This is a genomic window from Pseudomonas sp. P129 (assembly GCF_020312195.1).
In the GTDB taxonomy this organism is placed as follows: Bacteria; Pseudomonadota; Gammaproteobacteria; order Pseudomonadales; family Pseudomonadaceae; genus Aquipseudomonas; species Aquipseudomonas fragariae.
The window spans coordinates 265609-281521 of the sequence record NZ_JAGPYS010000003.1 but is presented as its reverse complement, the minus strand read 5'-3'; the positions used below and the strand labels follow the sequence as shown (position 1 = coordinate 281521).

At 60.4% G+C, this 15913-nt stretch carries 12 protein-coding genes; all 12 read left to right on the top strand.

Features of this window, described 5'->3' with window-relative positions:
* Positions 1-54 precede the first annotated feature (54 nt).
* The 12 genes from KBY02_RS11010 to KBY02_RS10955 all read left to right on the top strand — a co-directional run bounded on the left by KBY02_RS11010 (position 55) and on the right by KBY02_RS10955 (position 15913).
* Complete coding sequence (locus KBY02_RS11010) at positions 55-2634, top strand: TonB-dependent receptor (RefSeq protein WP_225650350.1); 2580 nt, start codon at positions 55-57, stop codon at positions 2632-2634.
* 114 nt (positions 2635-2748) lie between these two features.
* Positions 2749-3363 carry a biliverdin-producing heme oxygenase gene (locus KBY02_RS11005; RefSeq protein ID WP_011266826.1) on the top strand — a complete coding sequence of 205 codons (615 nt, stop codon included), beginning with the start codon at positions 2749-2751 and terminating at the stop codon, positions 3361-3363.
* Complete coding sequence (locus tag KBY02_RS11000) at positions 3360-3818, top strand: YbaN family protein (RefSeq protein WP_004406667.1); 459 nt, start codon at positions 3360-3362, stop codon at positions 3816-3818. Before KBY02_RS11005 ends, KBY02_RS11000 begins: the two co-directional genes overlap by 4 nt.
* Positions 3819-3916: 98 nt before the next feature.
* Positions 3917-4273 (top strand): DUF5064 family protein, encoded by a 357-nt coding sequence (locus KBY02_RS10995; RefSeq protein ID WP_002552307.1) that lies wholly within the window; start codon positions 3917-3919, stop codon positions 4271-4273.
* A 315-nt stretch (positions 4274-4588) separates the two neighbouring features.
* On the top strand, positions 4589-6097 hold the full coding sequence (locus KBY02_RS10990; RefSeq protein ID WP_004406678.1) for a sigma-54-dependent transcriptional regulator: 1509 nt from the start codon (positions 4589-4591) through the stop codon (positions 6095-6097).
* A gap of 170 nt (positions 6098-6267) precedes the next feature.
* Positions 6268-7998, top strand: a complete 1731-nt coding sequence (locus tag KBY02_RS10985; RefSeq protein WP_011266825.1) for a PAS domain-containing sensor histidine kinase — start codon at positions 6268-6270, stop codon at positions 7996-7998.
* The gene (locus KBY02_RS10980) at positions 7983-8372 is read left to right on the top strand and encodes a response regulator (protein WP_004406684.1); all 390 of its coding nucleotides are present in this window, start codon (positions 7983-7985) and stop codon (positions 8370-8372) included. The genes KBY02_RS10985 and KBY02_RS10980 overlap by 16 nt, the downstream gene beginning before the upstream one ends.
* A gap of 9 nt (positions 8373-8381) precedes the next feature.
* A complete protein-coding gene (locus KBY02_RS10975; RefSeq protein ID WP_104683774.1) occupies positions 8382-10499 on the top strand; it encodes a putative bifunctional diguanylate cyclase/phosphodiesterase in 2118 nt (705 codons plus the stop codon).
* 325 nt (positions 10500-10824) lie between these two features.
* Positions 10825-11208, top strand: a complete 384-nt coding sequence (gene gcvH / locus KBY02_RS10970) for a glycine cleavage system protein GcvH (RefSeq protein WP_032656283.1) — start codon at positions 10825-10827, stop codon at positions 11206-11208.
* A 10-nt stretch (positions 11209-11218) separates the two neighbouring features.
* Positions 11219-14083: an aminomethyl-transferring glycine dehydrogenase gene (gene gcvP / locus KBY02_RS10965; RefSeq protein WP_032656281.1), complete on the top strand. Its 2865-nt coding sequence runs from the start codon at positions 11219-11221 to the stop codon at positions 14081-14083.
* A gap of 81 nt (positions 14084-14164) precedes the next feature.
* Entirely contained in the window at positions 14165-15289 is a 1125-nt protein-coding gene (gcvT, locus tag KBY02_RS10960) for a glycine cleavage system aminomethyltransferase GcvT (RefSeq protein WP_024660496.1), read from the top strand.
* A 411-nt stretch (positions 15290-15700) separates the two neighbouring features.
* The gene (locus KBY02_RS10955) at positions 15701-15913 is read left to right on the top strand and encodes a cold-shock protein (protein ID WP_003365337.1); all 213 of its coding nucleotides are present in this window, start codon (positions 15701-15703) and stop codon (positions 15911-15913) included.

The following is a 15913-nucleotide window of genomic DNA, read 5'->3' as shown; positions in this document are numbered from 1 at the left end:
TTGTGAAACAGCTTGTAAACACTATGACGAGCAACACCCCAGGGAGCGCTACCGATGTCATCCACGTTCACGCCTGTCGCCCGACAACGCGCAAGGCTTACGCTTTCTCTGCTGACGATTGCGGTACTGGGCGCCAGTCTGCAGCTGACAAACGCCAGTGCTGCCAGTGAAAGTACTCATGCGACCCGCCCGGCGGCCACCTACCCCTTCTCGATCAGTCAGCAACCCCTGGTATCGGCGCTGAACGAGTTCAGCCGCGTGACCGGCTGGCAGGTAGGCATGTCGGCGGGCCTGGCCCAAAACGTCATCTCCCCTGGGGCCAGCGGGGAACTGAGCGCTGCCCAGGCGCTGGACAGCATGCTTTCCGGAAGCTTGCTGAGCTACCGCAATCTGGGCAACAACAGCGTCGTGCTGGAAAAACGCGCCCCCACCGCTGGCGTCATGGCGCTGGATCAGATCACTGTCAGCGCCACACGCCAGGCCCAGGATGTCGCCACGGTGCCGAGCACTGTCAGCGTACATTCCCGTGAGGAACTGGACCGCGACAACGTCAACACGCTCCGCGACCTGGTGCGTTACGAGCCTGGGGTTTCGGTGGGTGGCGCAGGCCAGCGTGCGGGCACGACCGGCTATAACATTCGCGGCATCGACGGCAACCGGATCCTGACCCAGGTCGACGGCGTCGAGGTGCCCGACAGCTTTTTCACCGGTCCCTATGCACAGACTCACCGCAACTATGTCGACCCGGAGATCGTCAAGCGCGTGGAAATCCTCCGCGGTCCCGCTTCGGCCCTCTACGGCAGCAGCGCCATTGGTGGTGTGGTCAGCTACTACACACTGGACCCGGACGACATCATCAAGCCCGGCAAGGATGTCGGCGCACGGTTGAAAACCGGCTACAGCTCGGCAGACCAAAGCTGGCTCAACTCGGCCACCGTCGCAGGCCGTCAGGGCGAGTTCGACGGCTTGCTGCACCTCAGCCAGCGCAATGGCCATGAAACCGAATCCTATGGCAGCACCGGCGGTAGCGGATTGAGCCGCACGCAAGCCAACCCTGAGGATGCGCGCAGTACCAATGTGCTGGGCAAACTGGGCTGGAATTACGGCGACGGTTCGCGTCTGGCGCTGGCCTATGAAAAGTACAAGGACGACCGCGACAGCAATCTGAAAAGCGCAGTCGGCGGGCCATTCGCCAACGGCAGCGGTCTGGGGATGTATCAGGCGCGCGAAGGTAACGACACCATCACCCGCGAGCGCTTTGGGATCGAAAACAGCTTCGCCCTCGACAGCCTGCTGGTCGACAACGTCAAGTGGAGCTTGAACTATCAGATCGCGAAAACCGATCAGAGCACCCGGGAACGTTACTTTCCGTTCTCCCGCGATGTCATTCGTGAACGCGACACGCAGTATCAGGAAAAGCAGTGGGTGTTCGATGCCCAGCTGGACAAGGCATTCTCCGTTGCCAGCACCGACCACGTGCTGACCTACGGCACAACGATCAAGCGCCAGAAAGTGACCGGATTGCGCAGCGGCAGCGGCACTTGTGCGCGAGTCTTCGGCTCCTGCCGCGCTGTCGGTGCAGACAGCCCGAGTGACCGACTGGCCGCAACGAGTGATTTCCCCGACCCGACCATCACCAGCTACGCGTTGTTTGCGCAGGACCAGATCAGCTGGAATGACTGGACCTTCCTGCCCGGCGTGCGCTACGACCATACCCGGCTCGATCCGACATTCACCTCGCAATTCCTCAGATCGGTCAGCCTGACCGACCCAGACCAAGCGAACGATGAAACGCGAACCTGGCATCGCCTGTCACCCAAGCTGGGCGTGACGTACGCACTCAGCGATGCCTACACGTGGTACGGCCAGTATGCCGAGGGCTTCCGCACGCCTTCAGCCAAGTCACTGTACGGACGCTTCGCAAACCCGACCGCCGGGTACGTGGTCGAGCCCAATCCGAACCTGAAGCCCGAAACGAGTAAAAGTTACGAAACCGGGCTGCGCGGTCGCTTCGAGTCCGGCTCGTTCGACATCGCGGTGTTCTACAACAAGTACCGCGACTTCATCAACGAAGACGCCATCACTCCCGGCTATAGCGATCTCACCTTCCAGTCCAACAACATACGCCACGCCACCCTCAAAGGCGCCGAACTCAAAGGCCGTCTGAACCTCGACAGCCTGGGTGCGCCGAACGGTCTCTACAGCCAGGCCTCGGTCGCCTATCTGCACGGCCGCAACGACGACACGGGCGAGCCGCTCAACAGCGTCAACCCGCTGACCGGTGTCATGGGGCTCGGTTATGACCGCGATCACTACGGCGGTCTGTTGAGCTGGACTCTGGTCAAGCGCAAGAACCGCGTGGATGACAGCAACTTCCACACGCCGGACGGCACCTCCAGCCAGTTCAGGACACCGGGCTTCGGCATTCTGGACCTGACCGGCTACTACAAGGTCAGTGATGACGTGACCGTCAACGCAGGCCTGTACAACCTGACCGATAAAAAATACTGGCGCTGGGACGATGTGCGCGGCTACGACGGCGTGGGAGAAGCCGGCGTAACCGCACCCGCCAACCTCGATCGCCTGACCCAGCCGGGACGCAATTTCAGCGTCAATGTGGTGTGGGACATCTGAGCCCGAACGTCTCTGAAGGCCGCCGCTGGATGATCGAGCGGCAGGCTTTTTTTACGCTTTCGGGCCTGACTGTTCGTCTATTCAACAAGCCCTTTTTCAGCAAGGAAGACTACGATGCCCCTTGATCAGAACCGACCGACCCTGCGTTCGCAACGCCTGAGCCAGATCACCCACGCACCGCATGAACAGCTCGACAAGGCGGTCAAGGCACATGCGCCGTTTGACACCCTGGCCAGCTATTCGCGCTTCGTGGTTGCCCAGTACCTGTTCCAGAAAGAGCTGCAACCCCTGTACAGCGACCCCACGCTTCAAACGATCATCAGTGACCTGCCGGCCCGCTGCCGGGCCGAACAGGCCAGAGCAGACCTTGCCGACCTGAACATGGACCTTCCCCTGCCGGTGGCGGGCGCGGTACAAAAGCCGAGCAGCGCTGAAGCGCTCGGCTGGCTGTTCGTCTCCGAGGGCTCCAAGCTCGGTGCAGCATTCCTGATCAAACGTGCCCAGGCCCTGAACCTGAGCGACAGCTTCGGCGCGCGGCACCTGGGCGAGCCTGCCGGAGGCCGGGCTGCAGGCTGGAAAGCCTTTGTCCGAACGCTTGATGAACTGCCACTGACTGCCGAACAGGAAGCAGAACTCGATCGCGGCGCCATCGCCGCATTCGAGCGTTTCAACGTGTTGCTGCAGTGCGCCTACGCCGATGCTCCCGTTGCAGACATGGCACAGGCATGAAAAAGCGCCCGGTGCTGTTAAGCTGGCCGGGCTCCCCGAACCTGCCTGTAGAGACCATGACGTACAAACCACCCGGCTCAAGACTTTCACGCCTTTTATACGGCATCCTCGCCTACACCGCGCTGGGCATAGGCATCGTTGCGATCTTCGTTCCCGGCCTGCCAACCACCGAGTTCATTCTGCTGGCCGCCTGGGCGGCAACACGCAGTTCGCCGCGACTGAACGCCTGGCTGGAAAATCACCGGGTGTTCGGACCGATACTGTACAACTGGCGTAACGGCCGACTGGTCGCGCGCAAGGCCAAGATCAGCGCTACCATCAGCATGCTTGTCTGTGCCGTGGTGATGCTGAGCCTGATCGGCCATGCCTGGTGGCTGTACCTGGCACTCACGGGGATGGCGCTGGGCAATCTATGGATCTGGTCGAGGCCGGAGCCGGACAAGATAGAGCGTTGAGCGCAGGCATGATGCGCGTGGCACCCTGCGCAAGGCTGAACCGTCCTGTCTCGGTCAGTGTCAGACTGAGCACACTCACACCTTGATGGAGTCACTTCATGTACGAGCCAGGCCATCTGCACCTCACCCACGTGGCGCTTCAACCGTCGGATATCAGCTATGACATCCACTTGCGCTACAACGTGGAGGAAGATCCCAAGCAAGGCACGTCCATGCACTTCACCATGCAGGGCGAAATCAACGGCAAGCCGTTCGAGGAGCAATTCCAGTTGCCCCGTGACCTTGCCTTCAACTTCGCCCATGACGCGAGTCGCATCGCGATAAGGCACGGCTTGCCCAACTCGGCCGCACTGCCCATCGCCCAGCACAAGGACTATGACCGAATGTTCGCGGACATTCGCGACAAACTCCACGCCAAGTCAGGCGACCCGGTTAAACCGGAGCATCTGGAGTAAGCCAGCGCAGCCGAGGCCTGGAGAACACCAGCGGGCAGTAGCTGGAGGAATCAGGCATCGGAAAACACCATCGTGCCCATGCTCCGCGTGGGTATGCCGTTCTGGACGCTCTGCGTCCTCGCCTGAATAGGCGGCATGGCATAAATCCATGACGCAGAGCGTCACGAAGGGCATTCCACTGGGCCGTGAGGAACGATAGGTGCCTGCAGGAGCGTGAAGAGTGACAGGTGTCTGCAAGGACACCAGCGGATTTCACCAAACCTGCCGCCACAAGGCATACTTGCCGCCTTCTCATTCGCGAACCGTCAACGCCTCATGCGCATCCATGTCAGCTTCATCGACCGCGTCGGTATCACCCAGGAAGTGCTGGCGATTCTGGGTGGACGCAATCTGAATCTGGACGCGGTGGAGATGGTACCGCCCAACGTGTACATCGATGCGCCGACGCTCAGCCATCAAATGCTCGAAGAGCTCAAGGACGCGCTGTTTCGGGTCCGTGGTGTGGAAGCGATCACCGTGGTCGACATCCTTCCGGGTCAGCGTCGCCACTTGCAGCTGGACGCGTTGCTCGCCGCCATGACCGATCCGGTGCTGGCTCTGGATAGCGCCGGGCACGTGCTGCTGGCCAACCCGGCACTCATTGCACTGATCGGCAGGGAGCCGGCGGGCGAATCGATCGGTGAGCTGTTCAGCGACCCCAGTCTGCACGTCGCGTTGCTGGAAAACGGCTTTCGCCTGCCGCTGCGCGAGATCACCCTCAATGGTGAAGCACTGCTGCTGGATGCCACGCCGATCACCGAGGCCGGCGCGCTGATTACCCTGTACCTGCCCAGCCGAATCGGCGAACGCCTGTCGGCATTGCACCATGATCACGCCGAAGGTTTCGACGCTCTGCTCGGCGACTCGGCCGCCATCCGCACTCTCAAGGCACGCGCGCAACGGGTGGCGGCGCTGGACGCACCGCTGCTGATTCAGGGCGAAACCGGCACCGGCAAAGAGTTGGTCGCCCGGGCCTGTCACGCCAGCAGCGCACGCCACGGCGAACCGTTTCTGGCCCTCAACTGCGCGGCGTTGCCGGAGAACCTCGCCGAAAGCGAACTGTTCGGCTACGCCCCGGGAGCGTTTACCGGGGCACAGCGTGGCGGCAAACCGGGATTGATGGAGCTGGCCAACCAGGGCAGCGTATTTCTCGATGAAATCGGCGAAATGTCACCCTATCTGCAGGCCAAACTGCTGCGTTTTCTCAACGATGGCAGCTTCCGGCGCGTCGGTGGCGATCGCGAAGTACGGGTCAATGTGCGCATTCTCAGCGCCACCCACCGCGATCTGGAAAAGATGGTCAGCGAAGGCACCTTCCGTGAAGACCTGTTCTACCGCCTTAATGTCCTCAATCTTGAGGTTCCACCGTTGCGCGAGCGCGGTCAGGACATTCTGCTGCTGGCCCGATACTTCATGGAGCAGGCATGCGCACAGATTCAGCGCCCGGTCTGCAGACTTGCACCCGGCACCTACCCTGCACTGCTCGGCAACCGCTGGCCAGGCAATGTGCGGCAATTACAGAATGTGATTTTTCGCGCAGCTGCCATCTGCGAACACACTCAAGTGGATATAGGCGACCTGGATATCGCCGGCACCGCAGTGGCGCGCCAGAACGACAGCCCGATCGACAGCCTCGAAAATGCCGTCGAAGCCTTCGAGCGGAATCTGCTGGAAAAGCTTTACGCGGATTACCCTTCCACCCGCCAACTGGCCAATCGCCTGCATACTTCGCACACCGCCATCGCTCATCGCCTGCGAAAATATGGAATTCCTGGCAAGCGTTAGTCGATTGAAGTCGCTCATCGAAAATATATTCCGAAAGGATTCATTTAATAACTAGTTTGCCGATAACGATCTGGTATCGTCCATGAACCTCTTATCATCCATTTGAATGGATGTCCGTAGTGTGATTACGGCCGTAATGGCAAAAAGGTCAGGTAGTACCGGGAAGTCATATGCCAACCTCGCCAGTGGACCGCCCGCTTGTCGACGCTCAGTCTCGCGCTGAAAAAATCGTCGAATCTCGCCGTCAGAAAATCCTTCTCAAGACCGGCGCGCTGCAGGACGCAATTTTCAACAGCGCCTACTTCTCCAGCATCGCAACCGATGAGCACGGCGTTATCCAGATATTCAATGTCGGCGCCGAACGGATGCTCGGCTATCACTCCGAAGACGTGGTCGACAAGATCACACCTGCGGACATCTCCGACCCCGCCGAGCTCATCATCCGCGCGGCGGCCCTCAGCCATGAACTCAACACGCCCATCACGCCGGGTTTCGAAGCCCTGGTATTCAAGGCTTCGCGCGGCATCGAAGACATCTACGAACTGACCTACATCCGCAAGGATGGCAGCCGCCTGTCGGCCATGGTCTCGGTCACGTCACTGCGCGACAGCGCCGAAACCATCATCGGTTATCTGCTGATCGGCACCGACAACACCGCGCGCAAGCAGGAGGAAGAAGCTCAGGCCTTGCTCGATCAGCGCTTGCGGGACCAACAGTTCTATACCCGTTCGCTGATCGAATCGAACATCGATGCGCTGATGATGACCGACCCGCAAGGCATCATTTCCGACGTCAACAAGCAGATGATGGCGCTGACCGGGCGCACCCGCGACGAATTGATCGGCGCGCCCTGCAAGAACTTCTTCACCGACCCGGCGAGTGCCGATGCCGCCATCAAGCGCGTGCTCAGCGAGCACAAGGTCAGTGACTACGAACTCACCGTGCGCGCCTACGACGGCACTGAAACCGTGGTGTCCTACAACGCCGCGACCTTTCATGACCGTGACCGCAAGCTCAAGGGTGTCTTCGCCGCGGCCCGCGACGTGACCGAGCGCAAGCGTTTCGAGCGAACGCTGGAAGAAAAGAATATCGAGCTGGAACACGCCAGCCACATGAAGTCCGAGTTTCTTGCCACCATGTCGCACGAGTTGCGCACCCCGCTCAACGCCGTGATCGGTTTCTCCGAGGCACTCAGGGACGGCATGGTCGGCGACATGACCGATGCCCAGCGACGCTACATAGGCGATATCTTCAACAGCGGCCAGCACCTGCTGTCGCTGATCAATGACATCCTCGACCTGTCCAAGGTCGAGGCCGGCATGATGACGCTGGAGCTCGAGTCGGTCGATCTGGACGAACTGCTGAGCAACAGCCTGCTGATCGTGCGTGAGCAAGCCGCCCTGCAACACATTCAGCTGAAACTGGAAACAGAGGCCGAATTCGGTGAGCTTGAGCTCGATCGACGCAAGACCAAGCAGATCGTCTACAACCTGCTGGCCAACGCCGTGAAATTCAGCGAGCCCGGTGGCTGGGTGACGCTGGCGGTGCGTCTGGTGCCGGCTTCCCAGGCAGGTCTTATCGACGGTGACTGGCCGACCTACGGGTTTGCGCTTGCGTCCGGTGACTGTGAGCAGTTTCTGGAACTGAGTGTCAGCGACACCGGAATCGGCATCGCCCAAAGCGACATGAACAAGCTGTTCAAGGCGTTCAGCCAGATCGACAGCGGCCTGGCACGCAAATTCGAAGGCACCGGACTGGGTCTTGCGATGGTCAAGCAACTGACCGAACTTCACGGCGGCTGCGTCGCGGTCGCCAGCGTGAAGGACCTCGGCGCACGCTTCGTGGTCTGGCTGCCCATCCGCTCACCTGAATCAGCGGAGGCGCGATGGCCCAGATCCTGATCATTGAAGACAATGCGGCGAACATGCGTCTGGCAGAACTATTGCTGACCAGCGCCGGGCACACTGTGCTGTCGGCCGTCGATGCCGAAACCGGCCTGAAACTGGCTCGCGAGCGTCAGCCCGACCTGATCCTGATGGACATCCATCTGCCGGAAATGGATGGCCTGACCGCCACAGCGCTGTTGAAGAAAGACGCCGGCACCGCCGCGATCCCGGTGGTCGCACTGACCGCGATGGCCATGAAGGAAGACAAGGAGAAGATCCGCCTGGCGGGCTGCAACGCTTATGTCATCAAGCCGTTGCGCTACAAGGAGCTGTACCGGGTCATCGACACACTGCTGGAAAAAAATCTGCCTCAACAGCCCATTACCTGAGCATTCGATATGACCCAGAGCGCCGCGACCATCCTGATTATCGATGACGACGTCCATGTCCGGGACCTGCTGGAGGTTCTCTTGCAGAACCAGGGTTACCGGACACTGACGGCGGAATCAGGCGAGCTGGCGCTGGCCATGATCAAACGACAGGCACCCGACCTGATTCTGCTGGACATCATGATGCCGGGCATGGACGGCTATGAAGTCGCCAGCCAGCTCAAGGCCGAAAAGGGCACCGCCAATATACCGATCATCATGCTCTCGGCACTCGACGACCAGAGTTCCCGTCTTTCAGGGCTGGAAGCGGGGGCCGAGGAATACCTCAACAAGCCTGTGGACAGCGCCGAACTGTGGCTGCGCGTGCGTAACCTGCTGCGTCTCAAGGCGTTCGGCGACTACCTGAAGAGCCACAGCCTGATCCTCGAAGATCAGTTGCAGCAGCGCACCATCGATCTCGAGCGTTTTCGCACGGTAATGGACGCCTCCGAAGACGCGATCTTCCTGATCAACCGCAACACCATGAGCCTGATCGAATTCAACCGCCGGGCCTGCCAGTTGCTGGGCTACACCGCCGAGGAGCTGTCGCACAAGACACCTGCGGAACTGGGCGAGACGTCCATGGAGCAGCTTGAGGTCGTGTATGACCAGATCATCGCCGGCAAAGGCCCCAGCGAACCGCTGGAAACCCAGATTCGCGACAAGAGCGGCCGGGATGTCGAGGTCGAAATCCATCGCCAGGCCTACCGAACCGGCGAGGACTGGGTCATCGTCGGCATCGTGCGCGACATCACCCGGCGCAAGGAAAGCGACCAGCGCCTGCTGACCATGGCCCACTACGACACGCTGACCGGCCTGCCCAACCGGGATCTGTTTTTTACCAGCCTGCAAATGGGCATGACCCAGGCGGCCATCAGTCGCTGGAAGCTGGCGGCATTGACAGTCAATATCGACGGTTTCAAGAACATCAACGAAACCTGGGGGCATGTGCTGGGCGATGAGGTGCTGCTGGAAGTCAGCCGCCGACTGTCGAACTGCCTGAATGCCAGCGACACCCTCGGCCGCGTGGACGGCGATCAGTTCGCCCTGATTCTGATGCTTCGTCCCGGCCAGGCGGATACCCGGCAAACGCTCGAACGCATCCGCAACGCATTGCGAGCGCCCTTCCGCATAGAAGGCCAGAGCCTGGTCATGACCGCCAGCATCGGCATTGCCCTGTACCCGGAGGATGGCGAAGACTCGCGCGAGCTGATCAGACATGCCTACACCGCCATGAACAGCGCTCGAAAGATCGGCCCGGACAACTACCGGTTCTATACGCCGCAGATGAACGCCGACGTTTCGGCCCGTCTGGACCTTGAGGCCGCGCTGCGCGAAGCGGTGCGCAACCAGGCCTTCGAAATCGTCTACCAACCCAAGCTGGACCTGAACAACGACCGTATCTGCGGACTTGAGGCGCTGTTGCGCTGGCCACGCCCTGGTCATCCAGGCGTTTCGCCTGTCGTATTTGTCCCCGTACTGGAAAGCCTCGGCCTGATCGGTGAAGTCGGCAACTGGGTGGTCGACAGCGTCTGCGCCCAGATTGCGCGCTGGCAACGCTCCGGATTGGGCTCGTTTCAGGTCGCGGTCAACATCTCCGGGCAACAGATTTCCAGCAGCAGCCTGGTTGCCGACATCCGTCAGGCCCTCGAAAAACACAATGTTGCGCCGCAGTGGCTTGAGGTCGAGCTGACAGAAAGTTCGTTGATGGAAAATACCGCACACACCATCGCCACCCTGGGAGCACTGCGAGCCAACCGCGTGAGTATTTCCATCGACGACTTCGGCACCGGCTATTCAAGCCTGGCGTACCTGCGCCGCTTCCCTATCGACAAGCTGAAAATCGACATCGCATTCATTCGCGAGGTGACCAGCAACCCACAGGACGCGGCCATCGCCAGAGCCATCATCGAGCTGGCTCACAGCCTCGACCTGCAGGTGATCGCCGAAGGGGTTGAAACCCCAGAGCAACTGGCGTTCCTGCGCGAAAACCATTGCGATCAAATTCAGGGCTATCTGATCAGCAAGCCACTGCCGCTTGAAGAGCTCGAAGCGTTTTTGTGCTCACCGGCAAGCCGCGTCGGGTAACTGCCGACGCGCTAGCGACGGGTTCCGGGTGATAGCCATTGGTAGCCGGGTGCAATCATGCCGGCCCGATCGTAACGAAAACGCTCCAACGTAACGATTTCGCTCCAAAACAGCTCACTCCCCACGCATCAAGGCCTTGATCAGTCAGGTATTTTCAAATACCTGACGACCGTAGCGTTTTCGCTACACCCGATATCGTCAAGCGTAGCCAAATAACATACAAACCATTGATTTAAAAAGAAAAATAAAACATGGCCGCTAAATTGCTAGGTCATGGCTCATATTGTTCGCGTCCTGCGCGAGCCCTGTTCTCCGAGGAGTTTGTATGAGCGATTTGCGATTCACCGTTGACCATGAATGGCTGCGTGCCGAAACCGACGGCAGCGTGACGGTCGGCATTACGCCCTACGCACAGGAATCGCTGGGCGATGTGGTCTTCGTGCAGCTCCCGGATTTACAGGCCTACACTCAACACGCTGAAGTGTCGGTGGTGGAATCGGTGAAGGCCGCCAGCAGCATCAACATGCCGCTGGACGGTGACGTCGTCGAGGTCAATTCCGCCCTCGATGCCACGCCGGAGCTGGTCAATGAAGATGCCCTCGGTGCGGGCTGGTTCTTTCGCTTCGTTCCACAAGACGCCAACGCCATTCACGGCTTGCTGGATCAGGACGCCTACGACCGCCTGATCAAAGCCAACGCCGAAGCCTGAGGAGCACGCCATGACTGACCGTATCGAACTGACCACTGCCAACGAATTCATTGCCCGTCACATTGGCCCGCGCGCGGCTGACGAGCTGGCCATGCTGCAAACACTGGGTTTCGATTCCATCGAAGCGCTGAGCGAAAGCGTTATCCCGGAAAGCATCAAGGGCACCAGCGTTCTGAACCTGCCTGCCGGGCAGAGCGAAGCCGATGCGCTGGCGTCCATCAAGGCCATCGCCAGCAAGAATCAGCTGTTCAAGACCTACATCGGCCAGGGTTACTACAACACCCACACGCCAGCACCGATTCTGCGCAACCTGTTGGAAAACCCGGCCTGGTACACCGCTTACACGCCTTACCAGCCAGAGATTTCCCAGGGCCGCCTGGAGTCATTGCTCAATTTCCAGACACTGATCAGCGACCTCACCGGCCTGCCGATTGCCAACGCCTCTCTGCTCGACGAAGCCACCGCCGCCGCCGAGGCAATGACCTTTTGCAAACGCTTGAGCAAAAACAAGGCCAGCCAACAGTTTTTCGCGTCCAGCCACTGCCACCCGCAGACCCTGGATGTATTGCGTACCCGCGCCGAGCCGTTGGGCATTACCGTGGTCGTGGCCGATGAGCACGAGCTGGGCGATGTCGGCGATTACTTCGGCGCACTGCTGCAATATCCGGCCAGCAATGGCGACGTGTTCGATTACCGCGAACTGGTCGAACGCTTCCACGCGGCCAACGCACTGGTCGCCGTGGCTGCCGACCTGCTGGCCCTCACCCTGCTGACCCCGCCAGGCGAATTCGGCGCTGACGTGGCGATTGGTAGCGCGCAACGCTTCGGTGTGCCACTGGGCTTCGGTGGCCCGCATGCGGCCTACTTCTCGACCCGCGATGCGTTCAAACGTGACATGCCGGGCCGTCTGGTCGGCGTGTCGGTGGACCGTCACGGCAAGCAGGCCTTGCGCCTGGCCATGCAGACCCGCGAACAGCATATTCGTCGCGAAAAGGCCACCAGCAACATCTGCACCGCACAGGTGCTGCTGGCCAACATCGCCAGCATGTACGCCGTCTACCATGGTCCACGCGGACTGACACAGATCGCCAATCGTGTTCACCAGCTGACCGCGATTCTTGCCGAAGGCTTGAGCGCGCTGGGCCTGAAGGCCGAGCAGGCATTTTTCTTCGACAGCCTGACCCTGCACACCGGCGACAGAACCGCTGCACTGCATGCCGCCGCACGCGCCAGGCACATCAATCTGCGCGAAATCGATGACCAGCGTCTGGGTCTGTCACTGGACGAGACCACCTCGCAGTCGGCCGTCGAAACGCTGTGGGCAATCTTCGCCAGCGACGGCCAGAGCCTGCCGGACTTCGCCGCGCTCGCAGACAGCGTGCAGTCGCGCCTGCCGGCCGGGCTGTTGCGTCAGTCAGCGATCCTCAGTCATCCGGTGTTCAACCGCTATCACTCGGAAACCGAGCTGATGCGCTACCTGCGCAAGCTGGCCGACAAGGACCTGGCGCTGGATCGCACCATGATTCCGCTGGGCTCGTGCACCATGAAGCTTAACGCCGCCAGCGAAATGATCCCGGTGACCTGGGCCGAGTTCGGCAACCTGCACCCGTTTGCCCCGGCCGAGCAGAGCGCCGGTTATCAGCAACTGACCGATGAGCTGGAGGCCATGCTCTGTGCAGCCACCGGTTACGACGCGATCTCGCTGCAACCGAACGCCGGCTCGCAGGGCGAATACGCCGGGCTGCTGGCGATCCGCGCCTATCACCAGAGCCGTGGCGACGAACATCGCGACATCTGCCTGATCCCTTCCTCGGCGCACGGCACCAACCCGGCGACCGCCAACATGGCCGGTATGCGCGTCGTGGTGACCGCCTGCGATGCACGCGGCAACGTTGACATCGAAGACCTGCGCGCCAAGGCCGTTCAGCATCGCGACCAGCTTGCGGCGATCATGATCACCTACCCGTCGACCCACGGCGTGTTCGAAGAAGGCATTCGCGAAATCTGCGGCATCGTTCATGACAACGGTGGCCAGGTCTATATCGATGGCGCAAACATGAACGCCATGGTTGGCCTGTGCGCACCGGGCAAGTTCGGCGGCGACGTGTCGCACCTCAACCTGCACAAGACTTTCTGCATCCCCCACGGCGGTGGCGGCCCGGGCGTTGGCCCGATCGGCGTGAAATCCCATCTCGCCCCGTTCATGCCCGGTCATGCCCGCATGGAGCGCAAGGAAGGCGCGGTCTGCGCGGCACCGTTCGGCAGCGCCAGCATTCTGCCCATTACCTGGATGTACATCCGCATGATGGGCGGTGAAGGCCTCAAGCGCGCTTCGCAACTGGCGATTCTCAACGCCAACTACATCTCGCGCCGTCTGGAGGAGCATTACCCGGTGCTCTACACCGGCAGCAACGGCCTGGTCGCGCACGAGTGCATTCTCGACCTGCGCCCGATCAAGGACAGCAGCGGCATCAGCGTCGACGACGTGGCCAAGCGCCTGATCGACTTCGGCTTCCATGCCCCGACCATGTCGTTCCCGGTCGCCGGAACACTGATGATCGAGCCGACCGAGAGTGAATCCCGAGAAGAACTGGACCGCTTCTGCGATGCCATGATCAAGATCCGCGAAGAAATCCGCGCAGTTGAAAACGGCACCCTGGACAAGGATGACAACCCGCTGAAAAACGCGCCGCACACCGCTGCCGAAATCGTCGGCCAGTGGAGCCATCCTTACAGCCGCGAACAGGCGGTGTACCCGGTCGATTCACTGATCGAGAACAAGTACTGGCCTCCGGTCGGTCGTGTCGACAACGTCTTCGGCGACCGCAACCTGGTCTGCGCCTGCCCGTCCATCGAGAACTATCAGGAAGCGTGACAGCCGCTGCCTGGCACTGCCTGATTGCGCTGCACGCACAGGCAGTGCCACCGGTATGACCCGCTCAACAAGGAATCGAACATGTCCACAGAATCACTGCTGACCACTCCCCTGCACGCCCTGCACCGCGAACTCGGCGCGAAGATGGTGCCCTTCGCCGGTTACGACATGCCTGTTCAATACCCGGCGGGCGTAATGAAAGAGCACCTGCACACCCGCGCTCAGGCCGGTCTGTTCGATGTCTCGCACATGGGCCAGATTCGCCTCACCGGTGCAGACGCCGCCAAGGCGCTGGAAGCCCTGGTGCCGGTAGACATCATTGACCTGCCGGTCGGCATGCAGCGTTACGCGATGTTCACCGACGAGAACGGCGGCATTCTCGATGACCTGATGGTTGCCAATCTCGGTAACGACCAGTTGATGCTGGTGGTCAATGCGGCCTGCAAGGATCAGGACCTGGCGCACTTGTGCAGGCACCTGGCCGGGCATTGCAAAATCGAACCACTGTTTGAAGAACGCGCCCTGCTCGCGCTGCAAGGGCCTGCCGCTGTAACCGTACTGGCACGCCTCGCCCCGGAAGTCGCCAAAATGACCTTCATGCAGTTCAACAGCGTCACGCTGCTGGGCGTCAAATGCTATGTCAGTCGCTCGGGCTATACCGGCGAAGACGGCTATGAAATTTCGGTGCCTGCCGAACAGGCTGAAGCCCTGGCACGTCGCCTGCTGGATGAGCCGGAAGTGGCCCCGATCGGTCTGGGTGCACGTGATTCGCTGCGGCTGGAAGCCGGTCTGTGCCTGTACGGCCATGACATGGACACGCAGACCTCGCCGATCGAGGCCAGTCTGCTATGGGCGATTTCCAAAGTGCGTCGCGCCGACGGTGCGCGTGCAGGCGGCTTCCCGGGAGCCGAGCGCATCTTTGCCCAGCAACAGAGCGGTGTCAGCAAGAAGCGAGTCGGCCTGCTTCCGCAGGAGCGCACGCCCGTGCGCGAAGGTACCGAGATCGTCGATGAACAGGGCGCGGTCATCGGCACGGTATGCAGCGGCGGCTTTGGCCCTTCGCTGGCTGGCCCACTGGCCATGGGTTATCTGCATAACGATTACACGGCGCTGAATACACCGGTGTGGGCAATGGTGCGCGGCAAGAAAGTCCCCATGCTCGTTGCAAAAATGCCTTTCGTTGCGCAACGTTACTTCCGCGGTTAAATAGCGGCGTCAAAAAAACAGCAACACTTCGGTGTTGCTGGGGCACTGTTCCCCTGCAGTGTTTCGTGAGTATTTCAGCCGCGTGAACAGCCTGTCATATATGCAAAAAATGCACCTATAAAGTGCAAAATGTTATGACGGATCAAACACCGTGCACACCATGCAAACACTGCAGGTATAAGGCCAAAGCCCCGAAAACAGGGAGCCAGGCAAGGGGGTTGTATTTGCAACGAGAGTTGGCGTAGAGTTTCCGGACTGTGTTTGCATGGGTCGCCGAATCTGGACCTGGGCAGTAGCTCTAGGTTTGCTACAACCCGTTCTACGTTTCTTACTTCCTGCAACCAGCCCCAGTGCTCTTTCATGCGAAAGAGGCTGTAACCAATTCAAGTCAAGCGTCAAGGAAATAAGAAAATGGCTGAACGTCAGAGCGGTACCGTCAAGTGGTTCAACGACGAAAAAGGTTTTGGTTTTATCACTCCTGAGAGCGGGCCGGATCTGTTCGTACACTTCCGCGCTATTCAGGGTAACGGCTTCAAGAGCCTGAAAGAAGGCCAGAAAGTTACCTTCGTTGCAGTTCAGGGCCAGAAAGGCATGCAGGCTGACGAAGTTCAAGCCGAAGGCTGA